The 16,783-nt window shown below is 71.9% G+C and carries 14 protein-coding genes; 11 read left to right on the top strand and 3 right to left on the bottom strand.

Annotated features, from left to right (window positions below):
• The first annotated feature begins 1 nt into the window (after position 1).
• Complete coding sequence (locus P3X83_RS24135) at positions 2-643, top strand: DUF3105 domain-containing protein (RefSeq protein ID WP_277307467.1); 642 nt, start codon at positions 2-4, stop codon at positions 641-643.
• 24 nt (positions 644-667) lie between these two features.
• Here the strand turns inward: P3X83_RS24135 and ald are convergent, their stop codons facing one another.
• The gene (gene ald / locus P3X83_RS24130; RefSeq protein ID WP_277307466.1) at positions 668-1,783 is read right to left on the bottom strand and encodes an alanine dehydrogenase; all 1,116 of its coding nucleotides are present in this window, start codon (positions 1,781-1,783) and stop codon (positions 668-670) included.
• A gap of 179 nt (positions 1,784-1,962) precedes the next feature.
• On the opposite strand from ald, the gene P3X83_RS24125 reads away from it, so the two are divergent.
• From P3X83_RS24125 to P3X83_RS24110, 4 genes are all read left to right on the top strand, one after another.
• The gene (locus P3X83_RS24125; RefSeq protein ID WP_277307465.1) at positions 1,963-3,303 is read left to right on the top strand and encodes an excalibur calcium-binding domain-containing protein; all 1,341 of its coding nucleotides are present in this window, start codon (positions 1,963-1,965) and stop codon (positions 3,301-3,303) included.
• Complete coding sequence (locus P3X83_RS24120) at positions 3,281-3,682, top strand: hypothetical protein (protein ID WP_277307464.1); 402 nt, start codon at positions 3,281-3,283, stop codon at positions 3,680-3,682. The genes P3X83_RS24125 and P3X83_RS24120 overlap by 23 nt, the downstream gene beginning before the upstream one ends.
• A 203-nt stretch (positions 3,683-3,885) precedes the next feature.
• Complete coding sequence (locus P3X83_RS24115; RefSeq protein ID WP_277307463.1) at positions 3,886-4,710, top strand: DUF5753 domain-containing protein; 825 nt, start codon at positions 3,886-3,888, stop codon at positions 4,708-4,710.
• A gap of 296 nt (positions 4,711-5,006) precedes the next feature.
• On the top strand, positions 5,007-5,228 hold the full coding sequence (locus tag P3X83_RS24110; protein ID WP_277307462.1) for a hypothetical protein: 222 nt from the start codon (positions 5,007-5,009) through the stop codon (positions 5,226-5,228).
• A 225-nt stretch (positions 5,229-5,453) separates the two neighbouring features.
• On the opposite strand, the gene P3X83_RS24105 is transcribed toward P3X83_RS24110, so the two are convergent.
• A complete protein-coding gene (locus P3X83_RS24105) occupies positions 5,454-6,830 on the bottom strand; it encodes an NCS2 family permease (protein WP_277307461.1) in 1,377 nt (458 codons plus the stop codon).
• A 38-nt stretch (positions 6,831-6,868) separates the two neighbouring features.
• Positions 6,869-9,106 carry a molybdopterin cofactor-binding domain-containing protein gene (locus tag P3X83_RS24100; protein ID WP_277307460.1) on the bottom strand — a complete coding sequence of 746 codons (2,238 nt, stop codon included), beginning with the start codon at positions 9,104-9,106 and terminating at the stop codon, positions 6,869-6,871.
• 139 nt (positions 9,107-9,245) lie between these two features.
• Here P3X83_RS24100 and P3X83_RS24095 point away from each other — a divergent pair, with 139 nt between their 5' ends.
• The 6 genes from P3X83_RS24095 to P3X83_RS24070 all read left to right on the top strand — a co-directional run bounded on the left by P3X83_RS24095 (position 9,246) and on the right by P3X83_RS24070 (position 16,777).
• A complete protein-coding gene (locus P3X83_RS24095) occupies positions 9,246-10,733 on the top strand; it encodes a PucR family transcriptional regulator (protein ID WP_277307459.1) in 1,488 nt (495 codons plus the stop codon).
• 182 nt (positions 10,734-10,915) lie between these two features.
• The gene (locus tag P3X83_RS24090) at positions 10,916-12,205 is read left to right on the top strand and encodes a helix-turn-helix domain-containing protein (protein ID WP_277307458.1); all 1,290 of its coding nucleotides are present in this window, start codon (positions 10,916-10,918) and stop codon (positions 12,203-12,205) included.
• A 355-nt stretch (positions 12,206-12,560) separates the two neighbouring features.
• Positions 12,561-13,856 (top strand): helix-turn-helix domain-containing protein, encoded by a 1,296-nt coding sequence (locus tag P3X83_RS24085; RefSeq protein WP_346742742.1) that lies wholly within the window; start codon positions 12,561-12,563, stop codon positions 13,854-13,856.
• Positions 13,857-13,928: 72 nt separating this feature from the next.
• On the top strand, positions 13,929-14,135 hold the full coding sequence (locus tag P3X83_RS24080) for a hypothetical protein (RefSeq protein ID WP_277307456.1): 207 nt from the start codon (positions 13,929-13,931) through the stop codon (positions 14,133-14,135).
• Positions 14,136-14,139: 4 nt separating this feature from the next.
• Entirely contained in the window at positions 14,140-16,131 is a 1,992-nt protein-coding gene (locus tag P3X83_RS24075) for a cytochrome c oxidase assembly protein (protein WP_277307455.1), read from the top strand.
• 238 nt (positions 16,132-16,369) lie between these two features.
• Positions 16,370-16,777, top strand: coding sequence for an ATP-binding protein (locus tag P3X83_RS24070; RefSeq protein WP_277307454.1), 408 nt, complete (start codon positions 16,370-16,372; stop codon positions 16,775-16,777).
• Positions 16,778-16,783 lie beyond the last annotated feature (6 nt).

Below are 16,783 nucleotides of genomic sequence, written 5' to 3'. Positions count from 1 at the left end.
GATGCGTGCCGAGCAAAAGCGCAAGGAACGTCGCACCGCCATGCTCATGTGGGGCGCCGGCGGTCTCGTCATCATCGTGCTCGTCGGCGCCGTCGCCTTTTACCTGATCCGCGAGAGATCGCTGACGTCGCTGTCAGAGGTGGCCACCGCGAGCTACCCCGCCAGCCAGCACAAGGAAACGAAGATCAGTTACAAGGAGACCCCGCCGATGGGCGGGGAGCACAACTCCATCTGGCAGCGTTGCGGCGTCTACGACGAGCCGATCAACAGCGAGCACGCCGTCCACTCGATGGAGCACGGCGCGGTGTGGATCACCTACCGCCCCGACCTGGCCAAGGCGCAGGTGGACAAGCTCAAGCAGCTCGCCGCCGAGGAGTACATGCTGCTGAGCCCCTACCCGGGGCTGCCCTCACCGGTCGTGGCCAGCTCGTGGAACAACCAGCTCAAGCTGCCCAACGCGGAAGACCCCAAGCTCCAGCGCTTCATCTCGAAGTACCGCAACAGCGCGACCACCACTCCGGAGTTCGGCGCCTCCTGCGAGGGACCGAACAGCACCGACAAGACGGCGGCACAGGAGCCGATCCCGACGACCGCGCCGAAGAGCACCCCGGACACGATGGCCACCCCCACGCCCAGCTCCTGAGCGTCCGCCCGGCGCCTGGCACCGTCAGGTCAGCGCGTCCTCCACACTGACGAACTCCAGCCCGTGCGCCTCGGCCACGGGCCGGTTCGTCAGTGAGCCGGCGTGCGTGTTGAGACCGCGGGCCAGGGCCGGGTCGGCCCGCAGCGCCGCCCGCCAGCCCAGGTCGGCGATGGTCAGCGCGTACGGGACCGTCACGTTGGTCAGCGCGTAGGTAGAGGTGTGCGGCACCGCGCCCGGCATGTTCGCCACGCAGTAGAACACCGAGTCGTGGACCCGATAGACCGGGTCGGCGTGCGTGGTCGGATGCGAGTCCTCGAACGACCCGCCCTGGTCGATGGAGATGTCCACCAGGACGGATCCGGGGCGCATCCGCGAGACCAGCTCGTTGCCGACGAGCTTGGGCGCCCGCGCCCCCGGCACCAGCACCGCCCCGATGACCAGGTCCGCCTCCAGCACGGCCCGCTCGATCTCGTAGGCGTTCGACGCGATCGTCTGGAGGTGGCCCTGGTAGATCACGTCGGCCTGGCGCAGCCGGTCGATGTTCTTGTCCAGCAGCAGCACCTCGGCCTGCATGCCCAGGGCGATCGCGGCCGCGTTCATCCCAGACACCCCGGCGCCGATCACCACGACGCGGGCCGCGTGCACTCCTGACACGCCGCCCATCAGCACCCCGCGCCCGCCGCCCATGCTCATCAGGTGGTAGGCGCCCACCTGGGGCGCGAGCCGTCCGGCCACCTCCGACATGGGCGCGAGCAGCGGCAGGAAGCCGGCGGCCGTCTGCACCGTCTCGTAGGCGATCCCCGTGATCCCCGCGTCGAGCATGGCCTTGGTGCACGGCGCCGAGGCCGCCAGGTGGAGATACGTGAAGAGCACCTGGTCCTTGCGCATCCGGTGGTACTCCTCGGCGACCGGCTCCTTGACCTTGAGCACCAGGTCGGCCTCGCCCCACACGTCGTCCGCCGTCGGCAGGATCGCCGCCCCGGCGGCCTCGAAGTCGGCGTCGAGGATCGCCGACCCCACCCCGGCCTCGCGTTCGATGAGGACCTGGTGCCCGTGCCGGACGAACTCGTGCGCTCCCGCCGGAGTCAGGGCCACCCGGTATTCGTGGTCCTTTACCTCGCGCGGAACTCCGATCTTCACGGCCCCTCCTCGGCTCGCCCTCTTTCACTGTGAGTTCCCCGGAGGAGGCGGACCATGGCGCAGGATGGATTGAATCGCGAGGGCTTGATGACAATTTGTCAACGACAGCGTGGCTTTACGCGCGGATTACCCGCAGTTGGCGACGATCGGTAGGCTCTGCCGCGAGCACCGTTCCGAATATGGGGTCGACACCGATGGAGAAGCAGCCGGTTCCGGGCATGGAGCCCGGGCCGCCGTCCTCCGCGCCGGGGGATGACGCGCCGAGGGCCAGCAGGGTGACCACCGCGCTCCTGGCCATCGCGCTCGTCGCGGTCGTGGTCACCAGCGGAGTGCTGGGCACGGTCGCCGTGCTGATGACCACGAATCCCGACGTGCTGCCCGGGGGCACGCCGCCGAGCAAGCTGGCCGCGCCGATCTACTTCGCGCCCCTGACGGCCACACGGCCCGCGCCCTGTCCCGGGGTGGAGGCGCTGCTCGACGAGGCGGGCACCACGTGCTACCTCGCGGCGGCCGGCGTCGAGGTGACGTCGGTGCACGCCATCGAGGCGGTCGAGGAGTCGAAGGGCACCTACGCGGTGCGGATCGCGCTGCCCGCGCCGTTCCGCGACCAGGTCGGCGCGCTGACCCAGGAGGCCGTCCGCGAGCAGATCGTCGTCGTCGCGGGCGACCGGGTGATCGCCGCGCCGAGGGTGGCGGAGGCCATCACCGAGGACAGCCTCAGCATCTCGGGGGCGTTCACCAAGGAGGTCGCCGACGGCATCGTGGCCCGGCTCCGGGGACCCGGCGCCGAGTGCCCGCCCGGTACGGTGCCCAGCGGCCTGGGGCAGACCGCCCCGCAGACGGCGCCCCAGACGGCCCCGCAGACCGCCCCGGAGACGCTGCCGCAGACTCCGCCTCAAACAGGGCCTACCGGCACGTCCGAAACCACGGGTCCGGGTCCGGTGAACCCACCCTCCTCCGGTCAACCGGGCGCGTCCCAGCCGCCGGGCGGCGGACGGCAGGCGCAGCGCGGCGCGCCCCAGCCCGGCGTCACCCCGCCGGGAGGCGCCCCCACCGGGCAGGGCCAGCCGACCGGGCAGGACCAGCCCACCGGTCAGCAGCAGCCCACCGGAGCGGTGCCCAGCGGCCAGGGCCAGCCCACGGGCCAGGCGCCCACCGATCAGGGGCAGCCCACCGTGCCGCTTCCCACCGATCAGGGCCAGCCGGGCACCACGCCGCCCGCCGAGTCGCCCGCGCCGTCGTTCACCTGTGTCCCGGCCGCGCCCTCAGACGGGGCGACCGCCCCCGGGGTTCCCACCGGCACCGTGACGGGCGCGACGACCCCTCCGGTGGCGCCGCCGACGACCGCGCCCGCCACCGCCCCTCTGCCGGACGGGGCGCCCGACACGAGGTTCGCCACGTGCCGGGAGGCCAACGACGCGGGGTACGGCCCCTACTACAAGGAGACCCACCAGGAGTACTTCTACTATCCCGACCGCGACCACGACAACGTGGCCTGTGACCTGGACGAACTTCGCTGACCGGACGGCGTTTTTCGCCCACGGCGGACTCTTCTTTCACTGTGCGTTAGACGGCATTGACCGTGCGTTAGAGTGTGCCTACGTTCAAGCGTTGGCAAGCCCCACGCACCTCACCACGGTCGGGAGTTCGACGATGGCTTTGAAGTTCCTCGGCAAAGATCCAGCCAGTGACGTTGACGATTGCCCCTCGGTCTGGGTGGACGAAAGCGATGGAAGCATCGTGATCCAGGGCAGGGAGGTAGAAGACCCTGAGACCAGGGTGCTGATGACGGCGCGAAACCCGGTCGCCGAAGGAGAGCGGGTGGTCAGAATCCCGTTTCGGATGGCTCCGCTCCTCCTGGAAGCGTGCCGTGACGCCGACCCGCGGCGATCACAGTGACCTGATCGCATCGGCCCTGATCGCGTCGGCCCCGGTTGTGCCGGTGTGTCACACTGACAGCACCGTCGGTGGCGGGGGCGCCGCCGTTTTCGAGCCGGTCGCTGCGATCGGCAGTCTGTGAGCTGGTTATGGGATCCGCGCAAGCGCTGTCGCCTCGACTGACACCCGTTCGCCGTCCACTGGGGGCCCTCCCCTCCAGCAGTGTGCTGGCCGCCCGCCGACTCATCGCGCAGCGGCTGCGCGAACTGAGGCTCGACGCGGGCCTGAGCGCCCGCGCCCTCGCGGCCGCGGCTGGCTGGCACGAGTCGAAGTCCAGCCGGATAGAGAACGCCAAGACAGTCCCGTCCGACGCCGACCTGCGGGCCTGGTGCGGCGCGTGCGGGGCCGAGGGGGAGATCGAGGAACTGATCGCGGCCGCCAGGCAGGCCGACGAGATGTACGTCGAGTGGAGGCGGGTGCACCGCGCGGGGCTGCGGCGGACCCAGGAGTCCGGCATCGCGCGTTACGAGGCGACGAGGCACTTCCGGGTCTACTGCTCGCACGTGGTCCCGGGGCTGTTGCAGACCGCCGACTACGCCCGCGCCCTGCTGGCCTCGGTCGCGGCGTTCCGCGGGTTGCCCGACGACTCCGAGGCCGCGGCCGAGGCGCGGCTGACCCGCTCGCGCGTGCTGCACGAGGGCGATCACCGGTTCGCCATCCTGATGGAGGAGTCGGTGCTGCACTACCGCATCGGCGACGCCGCCATCATGGCGGGCCAGCTCGATCACCTCGTGGCGGTGATGGCGCTACCGCGCGTCTCGCTTGGGGTGATCCCGCAGACCGAGTCGCGCCGCCTGTGGCCCGTCGAGGCCTTCCACATCTTCGACGACACGGCGGTCAAGGTGGAGCTGCTCACCGCGTCGGTCAACGTCATCCAGCCACGTGAGATCGCCCAGTACGCCAAGGGTTTCGACGAGCTGGCGGGGATGGCGCGGTACGGCAGGCACGCCCAGGAGCTGATCACGGTCGCGCGGCAGGACCTCGCCTGAAGCGGCAGGACCTTGCCCAAAGTCGCGTGCAAGTTCGTGCAAGCTCGTTGAGCCGGGAAACGGCGCGTTCCTATCGTCGGAGGCATGCCTCCCAGCGCTACGGGCCCGGCTGAGACCCCGCCGCTACGAAACCGGCCGACAGAGTGGTCTGCCGATCGATTCGAGGCCCAGCGCCGTCCGGCGCGGAAGCGCTTCCAGGTTCGCCCGGGGCTTCCGCGCCGTCCGGCGGTCCCGGAGTGCACGACCGACCGGAAAGGCGTGTCATGGCTCATGGCGACTGGACCATCGTCGGAAGGGTGGCCATTCGTTATGCGAACGGACGCCAGATCGTGGTGGCCCCCGACAGCCGGTTCCGGACCCTGGACGAGGCCATCCGGCACTGGGAGTCCGGGGAGTCCGAGCGGCGGAAGCGGGAACTCGCCGAGCTGGGGCACGTCGTCAACACCGCGCTGAAGCGGATGGAGCGGGCCTGCCGGCGCACGAACGAGATCAAGTTCGAGACGGGGGATCTTGTGTGATGAGCACTCTCGGGGGCCGGACGACCCCCCGTCACGCGGGAGACCCGCCCTGGCGTGGCCCTGAGCAACACCCGGCCTCCGAGAGACCACGGCCACGCACGGCCCCGCCGCGCTACGCGGCGCCGTGAACTCCTGCCGCGGGAAGCCGGTCCCGCGGCAGGTCCCCGGCCCCGGCCCGGCCGCTCGACATTCCGCTGGGCCCGGCCGCCGAACGGCGCGTCCGGGTCAGCCGCCGAACAGGCCGACCGCGAAGAAGAGCACGAACAGCGCGGCCACCACGTAGAGCAGCGGATGCAGCTCTCGCCACCGCCCCCGACCCAGCTTGACCGCCACGTAGGCGATGATCCCCGCGCCCAGCCCGGTGGTGATGCTGTAGGTGAACGGCATCAGGGCGATGGTCAGGAAGGCCGGGATGGCCACGTCCAGGTCCTGCCAGGGCACGTTGCGCGCCTGCGTCATCATCAGCGCGCCGACGACCACCAGGGCGGGCGCCGCCGCCGCGGCCGGCACCACCGTGGTGATCGGGGTGAACAGCAGGGTGAGGCCGAGCAGCGCCCCGGTGACCAGGCTGGCCAGGCCGGTGCGGGCGCCCTCGCCGACGCCCGCCGCCGACTCCACGAAGACCGTGTTGGCCGAGGCGCTGGCCGCGCCGCCGAGCGCCGCGGACACTCCGTCCACGGTGAGGATCGCGCCCAGCCGGGGCACCCGGCCCTGTTCGTCCACCAGGCCCGCCTCGTCGCTGACCCCGATGATGGTGCCCATCGCGTCGAAGAAGCCGGACAGCACCAGGGTGAACAGCACCACCGTGGCGGTCACCGCGCCCGCCGTGACGAACCCGCCGAACAGGTCGAAACGGCCGAGCAACTCGAAGTCCGGGGCCGAGATGATCGACTCCGGCACCCGGGGGGCCACCACGCCCCACTCCGCCGGGTCGATCGTGACCAGCTCGTTCACCACGATCGCGACGACCGCGGTGACCACGATGCTGATCAGGATCGCGCCCGGCGTGCGCCGGGTGTAGAGGACGATCATCAGCAGCAGGCCGAAGCAGAAGACGGTCACCGGCCACCCGGTCAGGTGCCCGGTCGAGCCGAGCTGGACCGGCGTGCCGGTGCCCCTGGCCACGAACCCGGCGTCCACCAGGCCGATCAGCGCGATGAACAGGCCGATGCCGACGCTGATCGCGTGCTTGAGCGCGAGCGGGATGGCGTTCATGATCATTCGCCGCACGCCGGACAGCGCGAGCGCCACAATGGCGATGCCTTCGAGCACCACCAGCCCCATGGCCTGCGCCCAGGTCATGTGCGGCGCCGCCTGGTAGGCGACGACCGCGTTCAGGCCCAGTCCGGCGGCCAGCGCCAGCGGCGCGTTGCCGACCACCGCCATGAGCAGCGTGCTGACCGCCGCGGCCAGCGCCGTCGCCGTGGTGAGCTGGTGGATGCTCAGCCTGGCCCCGGTGACGTCGGTGGCCCCCGCCAGGATGATCGGGTTGAGCAGGATGATGTAGGCCATCGCCACGAACGTGGTCACCCCGCCGCGCACCTCGGCGCCCACGGTGGTCTCCCGGCCGCGCAGCTCGAACAACCGGTTCAGCCAGTCCACGCGTCCCCCTTCGCGGCGACGGGGGGACGAGGACCGTTCTACCCAGATGCGGGCATAGCGATGTGCGCCGGGCTGATCGGGACGCGGGCCAGCGCCAGTCCCGTGGCGTCGCGCACGGCGGCGGCGATGGCCGGGGTCGAGGACAGCGTCGGCGGCTCGCCCGCCCCGCGCAGCCCGTACGGCGCGGCCGGATCCGGATACTCCAGAATCGACACCCGCATCGGCGGCATGTCCAGGATCGTGGGGATGAGGTAGTCGGTGAACGACGGATTGCGCACCAGCCCGTCCACCACTCGCACCTCCTCCATCAGCGCCAGGCCCAGTCCCTGCGCCGACCCGCCGTGGATCTGCCCCTCCAGTGCGACCGGGTTGAGCGCCCGACCCACGTCCTGCACGGCGGCCAGCTCGACCACCTTCACCAGGCCGAGCTCCACGTCGACGTCCACGACCGCGCGGTGCACGCACAGCGCGAGCTGGGTGTGGGAGGCGCCCTGACCGGTCGCCGGATCCATCGGATACGTCGGACGGTGCCGGTAGACGCGGGTCTCCTCGATCGGGCCGAAGCGCTCCAGCAGCCCGGCCGCCGGCAGGCCGGGGTGCCGCCTGGCCAGCGCGTCCAGCCGGTCGCGGACCGCCTGGCAGGCCGCCCTGACCGCGCCCCCGGTGACGTACGACTGGCGGGACGCCGAGGACGACCCGGCCGAGGCGACGGTGGTGTCGGCGGGCGCGATCGTGACCTGGCGCACGCCGTAGCCGGCCAGCTCGGTGCGGGTGATCTGCTCCTGGACGGTCACCAGGCCCTGCCCGACCTCCGCCGCGGCCGTCCGGACCAGCGCGTGCGGCTCGCCGCCCGAGACCGAGAGGCGCACCACGGCGGTGGAGCTGTCGTCGAACCCCTCGGAGAAGCAGATGTTCTTGATGCCGACGCCGTAGCCGACGCCCCGCCGCACCCCTTCGCCATGGGTGGCCTGCGAGACGCCGCCCGGCAGTTCCCGCAGGTCGGCCGGTACGGCGGGCGGCGGCAACGGGAACCCCTCCAGCTCGCGCAGCATCGCCGCCAGCGGCGCGGGGGAGTCCACGACCTGCCCGGTGGCCAGGCGGGACCCCTGCGAGACCGCGTTGCGCACCCGGACCTCCACCGGAGACACCCCGCAGGCGGCGGCCAGCCGGTCCATCTGCGACTCGTAGGCGAAACACGCCTGCACCGCGCCGAACCCGCGCATGGCCCCGCACGGCGGGTTGTTGGTGTAGACGCCGTAGGCGTCGATCGCCACGTTCGCCACCTCGTAGGGCCCGACGCCCAGCGAGGCCGCGTTGCCCACCACGGCGGGGGAGGTGGAGCAGTACGCGCCGCCGTCGAGCACGATCTCGGCCTTGACGTAGATCAGCCGCCCGTCGCGGGTGGCCCCGTGCTCGTAGCGCATCAGCGCCGGATGCCGGTGGACGTGCCCGAAGAACGACTCCTCCCGCCCGTAGACCATCTTCACCGGCCGGCCGGTGCGCAGCGCCAGCATGCAGGCGTGCGTCTGCATGGACAGGTCCTCACGCGCGCCGAACGCGCCGCCCACCCCGGCCAGCGACAGGCGGACCAGCTCGGGCGGCAGCGCCAGGCACGGCGCGATCTGGTCGCGGTCGGCGTGCAGCCACTGGGTGGCCACGAAGAGGTCCACGCCGCCGTCCGGCGCGGGCACCGCGAGCCCGGACTCCGGGCCGAGCGGCGCCTGGTCCTGCATGCCGACCTCGTACTCGCCGCGCACCACGACGGGCGCGCGGAACTCCGAGCCGGTGCGCACCGGCTGATGGCGCAGCACGTTGCCGGAGTCGTGGACCTTCGGGCAGCCGGGGTCGAAGGCCGCCCGGCGGGCGTCGGTCACCGGCTCGGTGGTCTCGTAGCGGACCGCGATCGCCGCCGCCGCCCGCCTGGCCTGTTCCGGATGGTCGGCGGCCACGAGCGCGACGGGTTCCCCCTGGTAGCGGACCCGGTCGATGGCGAGTACCGGCTGGTCCCTGCGGTTGAGGCCGTAGTGCTTGTCGCCGGGGACGTCCTCGTGGGTGAGCACCGCCAGCACGCCCGGCATGGCCAGTGCCGGGCCCACGTCGATGGAGCGGATCCGCGCGGCCGGGTGGGGGCTGCGCAGCGTCGTCCCCCAGATCATGTCGTCCAGCCACAGATCGGAGGAGAAGGCGAACTCGCCCGTGACCTTCAGCGTGCCGTCGGGGCGCGGGGCGGGCCGCCCCACGCCCAGGACGGGCGCGCCGGTGTCGATGCTGGTCACATCGGCAGTACATCAGCGCGGCCGGGAAAGGGCCTATGGGCTCGGCGATCAAACCGGGCGTCCGCCCCGCGCGTGTGGTTGTAGCTTCCTCCAAATGGCGGGGGTATCGTTACCTGTGCGAATACGCGAACTCCTGTCCATGGAAAGGCTCGGCCTTTCCCTGCTCGCCGGCGGTGAATATCTCGACCGGGAATTCACCGGCGTGCACATCACCGATCTGCCCGATCCCGGGCGTTATCTGGGCGGCGGTGAGCTGGTGCTCACCGGGTTGATGTGGCGGACGGACCCCGCCGATTCCGAGCGTTTCGCCGAGGCACTGCGCGGGGCCGGGGTGGCGGCGGTGGGCGCCGGCCGGGCCCGGCTGGGCATGATCCCGGACGACCTGGTGCGGGCCTGCGCCGAGCGCGGGCTGCCGGTGTTCGCGGTGCCAGAGGAGACCTCGTTCCGCGAGATCACCGAGGTGCTCGGCGCCCGGCTGACCGTGGACGTTCGCGACGCGCTCGGCAGGCACCGCCGCCTGGTGGCCGCAGTCGCCGAGGGCGCCGGGCTGACCGCCGTGTTCGACCTGACCGCCCGTGAGCTGCACCTGGACGCCGCGGTCGTCTCCGCGACCGGCGAGGTGATCGTCGGCGACCTGGCGGGCGCCCCGCTGGACCGGCTCGCCCACGTCTACCTCACCGCGCCCCGGCTGCCGCACGTGGCGCCCATGCCGGACGGCCGCTACACCGTCTTCGGCGTCTGCCGGGGGCACCGGGCCGCCGGATGGGCCCTGATCTGCGCCGGAGACCTCACCGAGCAGGTCGACCTCGGTTACGAGCTGGCGGCCTGCGTCGCCCTGGAGCGGACCCGGCTGGAGGAGGGACGCCGGGTGGAGCGCAGGCTCGCCGAGCAGCTCGTCTCGCTGGCCGTGGCCGGGGGCGAGCCCGCCGAGGTGGCGACCCGGTTCTCGGCCTGCGGGATCGACCCCGCCGAGCCGTACGCGGTGGTGGCCGCCGTGGCGGCCAGGCCCCGCGCCGGGCGCGGCCCGGACGCGCCCACGCTGGGCGGGCAGATCGTGGAGGAGCTGGCGGGCGGCGGCGTCGTCGCCCACGCGGGGGCGGACGGCGCGGTCGCCGTGGTGCCCCTCGGCGACCGCGAGACCGTCGCCGAGCTGGCCGGACGGCTGCGCGACGGCGCACGGGCGCTGGCCCAGGGCGTGCCGGAGATGCGCGTCTCGATCGGCGTCAGCGGCGCGCTCACCGGCGCGGCGGCGCTGCGCGGCGGCGCGGAGGAGGCCGGGCACGCCAGAAGGCTCGCCGAAGCCCGTAACGGGGGTGTGGTGACCAGCGATGAGATTTACACGCACGACCTGCTGCTGGCCACGGTCCCGGGGGATGTACGGCGGTCGTTCGCCGCACGCCTGCTCGACCCGCTACTCGACTACGACGGCAGACACCAGTCGGAGCTCGTGCGTACGCTCGGCGCGTTCCTGGACTGCGCGGGCTCCTGGAACATGTGCGCCGAGCGCCTGCACGTGCATGTCAACACAGTGCGATACCGCATCCGCAGAGTGGAGGAACTGACCGGCCGCGACCTGTCCACGATGACCGACCGCGTCGATCTCTTTCTCGCTCTACGGATTACTTAACAGCATCGCGGGGCGTCGGTGTTTACCGCGGGAGACGTAGAGACCTCCGCAGTCATAGCATTGACTGGCACGGCCGAGAGGGCCGTGTACAGGACGGCCAGGGCGAAGAGTGTGAGGCGTCGACGCATGGTGGTGCTCCCGTCACTGGGTTTCGTTCGACGACATTGTTCCAAGGGGTGCCGGTGAGTCAAGATCTGGTGGGCCAGCGCATTAAGACAATCCGCAGGCAGCGCGGACTTTCCCAAGCTCAGCTCGCGCATCCGGAGCTGAGCGACAGTTATGTGTCACTCATCGAGAGCGGGAAACGCACACCCACCCCGGCGGTCCTCGACCTGCTGGCGCGCAAACTGGACTGCTCGCTGAGCTATCTGGTCAACGGCGTGACCGCCGAGCAGATGCAGGAGCTCGAACTGGAGCTGGGCTACGCGCGGATCGCGCTGGAGAACGGCGAGGTCTCCGAGGCCCGCAGGCGTTACGCCGACCTGGTCGCCGACAACAACGTGGCGGGGCTTCTCACCGTCCGGATCGACGCCGAGTTCGGGCTGGCGCGGGCGATGGAGGCCGGGGGCGACCTCGACTCGGCGATCGCCACCCTGAACGGCCTGCGCGCCTCGGCCGGTGACGGCATGAGCCCCGAGCGGCACATCGCGGTGGCGATCGCGCTGTCCCGCTGCTACCGGGAGCGCGGCGACTTCGCGGCGGCCGTCCAGATCTGTGAGCAGATCCTGATGGGGCCGGTGCGTCCCGCCTGGACCGACGATCTCGTCGAACTGGGCGCCACCCTGCTGGCGGCCTACGACCTGCGCGGCGACCTGCTGCGGGCCCAGCAGTTCTGCGCCGAGCTGATCGCCGCCGCCGACCTGCTCGGCAGCCCCCGCGCCACCGTCGCCGCCTGCTGGAACGGCGCGCTGCTGGCCGAGGTGGTCGGCCGCAAGGAGGAGGCGCTGACCCTGGCCACCCGGGCGCTCGCGGTGCACGCCGAGATCGGCGACCAGCACAACCTGGCGCGGGTGCGCCTCGCCTACACCTGGCTGCGGCTGCGGCTGCGCCCGGAGGAGGCGGAGGACTGCCGCGCCGCGCTGCTGCACTCGCAGCGGGAGCTCGCCGAGTCGTCGGCGAGCGTGGCCGACCAGGCGCGGTGCGAGCTTGAGCTGGCGCACGTGGAGCTGGCCCTCGGCAACTTCTCCCGGGCGATCCACCACGCGGTGGCCGCGCACGACCTGGTCTCCAGCGCGACCAACGGGCTGGGCGCCGACGCCCAGCTCCTGCTGGCCGCCGCCTACGCGATGGCCGACCGCCGCGTCGAGGCGCGCACCGCGATCGACGCGGCCAAGCGGTGGCTTGAGCAGGTGACACCCGCGCGACGGGCGGCGCAGGGCTGGCGGACGGTCGCCGAGGTGCTCGGCAAGCTCAACGACGGCCCCGGTAGCGTCGCCGCCTACCAGCGGGCTCTCACCAGCGTCGGGCTGTGACGACGGTACCGGGACGTGTAACGACGGCACCTCGGCCGGCGATGAATCAGACGCGCACGGTCTGGCGCCGGCCGAGATCCGGGGGAGGGGCGGAGATCCCGCACCCTGCCGGCACTGCGCCCCGGGGGTTCGTCGACTGCGGTGATCGGTGCAGCCGATCAGCTTTCTAGCAGCAGAAGATGTCCTTCGCGTTGGTGATGATTTGCGTGCCCGGCGGACCGGCGTACGCGGCGCTAGTATTGGCCACGACAGCCAGGATGGTCGTGCATAGCACGGTCAGGGCGGAGACAGCGAGGCGTCGACGCATGGTGGTGCTCCCGTCACTGGTTTTCGTTCGACGACATTGTTCCAAGGGGTGCCGGTGAGTCAAGATCTGGTGGGCCAGCGCATTAAGACAATCCGCAGGCAGCGCGGTCTGTCCCAAGCTCAGCTCGCGCATCCGGAGCTGTCCGACAGCTATGTATCTCTTATCGAAAGCGGGAAGCGGACGCCAACTTCGGCGGTTTTGGAGCTGCTCGCGAATAAGCTCGACTGCTCGCTGAGCTACCTGGTCAACGGTGTGACCGCCGAGCAGATGCAGGAGCTCGAACTCGAACTCGGCTACGCCCGCATCGCGCTGGAGAACGGCGAGGTCTCCGAGGCCCGCAGGCGTTACGCCGACCTGGTCGCCGACAACAACGTCGCGGGCCTGGTGCAGTTCCGCCTCGACGCCGAGTTCGGCCTGGCACGGGCGATGGAGGCCGGGGGCGACCTCGACTCGGCGATCGCGACCCTGAACGGCCTGCGCGCCTCCGCCGGTGACAGCATGACGCCGGAACGGCACGTCGCCGTCGCCATCGCGCTGTCCCGCTGCTACCGGGAGCGGGGCGACTTCGCGGCGGCCGTCCAGGTCTGCGAGCAGATCCTGATGGGGCCGGTGCGTCCCGCCTGGAACGACGACCTGGTCGAGCTGGGCGCCACGCTCCTGGCCGCCTACCAGCTCCGCGGCGACCTCATGCGCGCCAAGCAGTTCTGCGCCGAGCTGATCGCCGCCGCCGACCTGCTGGGCACCCCGCGCGCCACCGTGGCGGCGTGCTGGAACGGTGCGATGCTCGCCGAGGCCCTGAACCAGAAGGAGGAATCCCTGGTCCTGGCCGAGCGGGCGCTCGCCGTCCACTCCGAGAACGGCGACCCCCGCAACCTGGCGCGCGTCAAGCTCGCCTACACCTACCTGCGCTTCCGCATCCGCCCCGACGAGGCCGAGAACTGCCGGGAGGCGCTGCTGCGCTCCCAGCACGAACTGGCCGAGACCTCCGCGGGCAGCGGCGACCAGGCCAGGTGCGAACGCGAGCTGTCCCGGGTGGAGTTCGCGCTCGGCAACTTCGACGAGGCCGTGGTCCACGCTGCCGCCGCCCACGACCTGGTCTCCAGCACGACCAACGGCCTGGGCGCCGAGGTCCAGCTCCTGCTGTCCGGCGCCTACGCCATGCTCGGCAAGCGGAACGAGGCCCACGCGGCGATCGACGCGGCCAAGCGGTGGCTGGAGCAGGTGACGCCCGCGCGGCGCGCCGCGCAGGGCTGGCGGACGGTCGCCGAGGTGCTCGGCAAGCTGGACGACGGCCCGGGCAGCGTCGCCGCCTACCAGCGGGCGCTCACCAGCGTCGGGTTGTAGCCGGGTCAGGGGGCCCAAAGGCGGTGCTCCGAGGTCCGGACCGGCCCGTGGTCTCGGTAGCCTGGGGGCGTCATGAAGACTTTCCCGTTGGGCGCCGTGCTGGCCGTCCTCTTCGCCGTGTCACTGGGCGGGGCCCTGGCCCCGCCCGCCCTCGCCGACGCGGCCTTCGCCCCCTCGGGGGATGAAGGGCCCGGTATGTGGTTGTGGATCATCATCGGCGGCCTGGCGGGCGTCGGCATCGGCATGGTTCTCAGCCTGCGCGGCAAGAAGAAGCGGTGACCCGGTGAACAGGAGCGTGCGTCTCGCGCTGGCCGCCTCCGCCGCCGCGGTGGCCGCCCTCGTGGTGGCGATGTACGTCGGGGGCGCGGCCACGCCGCGCATCATCCCCGGCCTGCCCGACGAGGGCATGCTCACCAGGTGGGGCCTGCCGCTGTCCAAGCTGGTGATGAACGCCTCCGGCGTGCTCACCGTCGGCGCGCTGCTGGTCTCGACCATGCTGCTGCCCAGCGACAAGGGGCTGCTGGCCAGGCCCGCCCCGGAATACGTCAAGGCCGCCTCCTGGCTGGCCCTGGCCTGGGCCGGGGCCACCGCCGCCACGATGCTGTTCACCGTCTCGGAGATCTGGGGCGCGCCGGTCTCCCAGGTGCTGAACGGCAACGAGCTGCTCAGCTTCGCCAGCCAGAGCTCCCAGGGCGTTGCGCTCACCCTGGTGGTGCTCTTCGCCGTCGCCATCGCCCTGTTCTCCCGGGGCGCGATCACCACGGGCGCGTCCGGCGGGCTGCTGGTCCTGGCCGTGGCCACGCTGCTGCCGCCCGCGCTGACCGGCCACTCCTCCTCCTCGCCCAACCACTCGATGGCCACCAGCGGCATCGCCTTCCACCTGATCGCCCTGGCCCTGTGGGTGGGCGGGCTGGTCGTGCTCACCGTGCACGCCATGCGCGGCGGCCCGCACCTGCCGATCGCCGCCGCCCGGTTCTCCCGGATGGCGCTGTGGTGCTTCGTCGGCATGGGCCTGTCCGGGGTGTTCATCACCCTGGCCCAGCTCACCACCCTGTCCGACCTGTTCACCTCCAGCTACGGCCTGCTCATCGTGGCCAAGACGACCGCGTTCTGCGTCCTCGGCGTGCTGGGCTACCTGCACCGCGAGCGCACGCTGCCCCGCCTGGCCAAGGGCGAGCCCCGCTCCTACATCCGGCTCGCCACCGGCGAGACCGTGCTCATGCTCGCCACGGTCGGCCTGGCCATGGGGCTGGGCCGCACCCCGCCGCCGCCCGCGCCGGTGCCGATCGACCGCGCCTTCGAACTGCTCGGCTTCCCGGTGCCGCCGGAGATCTCGCTGGGCAACCTGGTCTCCCTGTGGTGGTTCGACCTGTTCTTCGCCGTCGTCACGGCGCTGCTCGGCGGCCTCTACGCGGCCGGGGTGATCCGTCTGCGGCGGCGCGGCGACCACTGGCCGTGGGGCCGCACCGCGGCCTGGGTCGTCGGCGTCCTGATCCTGCTGCTGGTCACCCAGAGCGGTGTCGGCCGCTACGCCAAGGTGCTGTTCAGCGCGCACATGGCCGAGCACATGGTCATCTCCATGCTGGTGCCGATCTTCCTGGTGCTCGGCGCGCCGGTGACGCTGGCGCTGCGGGCGCTCAAGCCCGCCGTCCGCCGGGGCGACCGGGGGCCGCGTGAGTGGATCACGGTCATCCTGCACAGCAGGGCGGCCCGGTTCCTGGCCCATCCGGCGATCGCCACCACGATCTTCATCGTCTCCACCTACGCGCTGTACTTCACGCCGCTGTTCGCCTCCGCGATGGAGAGCCATCTCGGCCACATCGCGATGTCGGTGCACTTCCTGGCCAGCGGCACGCTGTTCTTCTGGGTGATCATCGGCGTCGACCCGGCCCCGCACTCGCTGCCGCACGTGGGCAGGCTGCTCACGCTGTTCGTGACGATGCCGTTCCACGCGTTCTTCGGCATCGCGCTGATGATGATGACCACCCCGCTCGCGCCGACCTACTACGACCAGCTCGGCCGCACGTGGGGCACCTCGGCCGTGGTCGACCAGCAGACCGGCGGCGGGATCGCGTGGGGGTTCGGCGAGATCCCGACCCTGATCGTGCTCATCGCGCTGGCCATCCAGTGGTGGCGCGACGACGACCGCAAGGCCCGGCACGCCGACCGCAGAGCGGACGCAGTCGCGGCGCGCACCGGCGGCAGCGGCGACGCCGAGCTCGACGCCTACAACGCCTACCTCGCCGAACTGGAGAAGCGCGACCGCGCCGAGTGACGCGCGCTCCGGGCACCTCCCGCCGCGCGGTGTGAGGGCGGGGCCGCGTGGAGTAGCGGCGAGGCCACGCCCTTGTATCCTCACCAGCGACATCTCTCACCTGGCCGGTAGCCTTTGAGCCGGGGGGAGACGCGCATCACACCACGACACGCGCCGTCTCGCGTTCTTCGCCGAGCCGGCGCGGGTGAGCGTCCACGCGGAGCGCGCGAGGTGCCCCCGTGCGAGAGGACGCATGGCAGTGACCGAAGAAACGCGCATGCGCGGGGGCAGTCCGGGGCTGGCCGAGGCCCTGGAAGACCACCTTGACCGCTGGTCCCGCCGTACGGGCGTCACGGTCGAGACGTGGGCGCTGCCGGAGGGCGACGTCGAGCCGCGCGTGTCACGCGCCGTGCTGGTCGCCTTCCGCGAGGCGCTGGCCAACGTCGAACAGCACAGCAGGGCCACGACCGTGTCGGTCGCGGTCACCCTCGGCGCGTCCGGGCTGCGCATGACGGTCAGCGACGACGGCATCGGCTTCACCGCGCCGCGGGGCGGGCGCGGCACCGCGATGATGCGCGCCGCCTTCGCCGAACTGGGCGGCTCGCTCACGATCGGCGGCGTGCCCGGGGAGGGCACGACCGTCACCGGCGTCATACCCACCCGCTGAGGCGGG

The organism is Spongiactinospora sp. TRM90649, from assembly GCF_029382225.1.
In the GTDB taxonomy this organism is placed as follows: domain Bacteria; phylum Actinomycetota; class Actinomycetes; order Streptosporangiales; family Streptosporangiaceae; genus Spongiactinospora.
The sequence above is the reverse complement of the archived record's forward strand: the minus strand, read 5'-3'. Positions and strand labels throughout refer to the sequence as shown.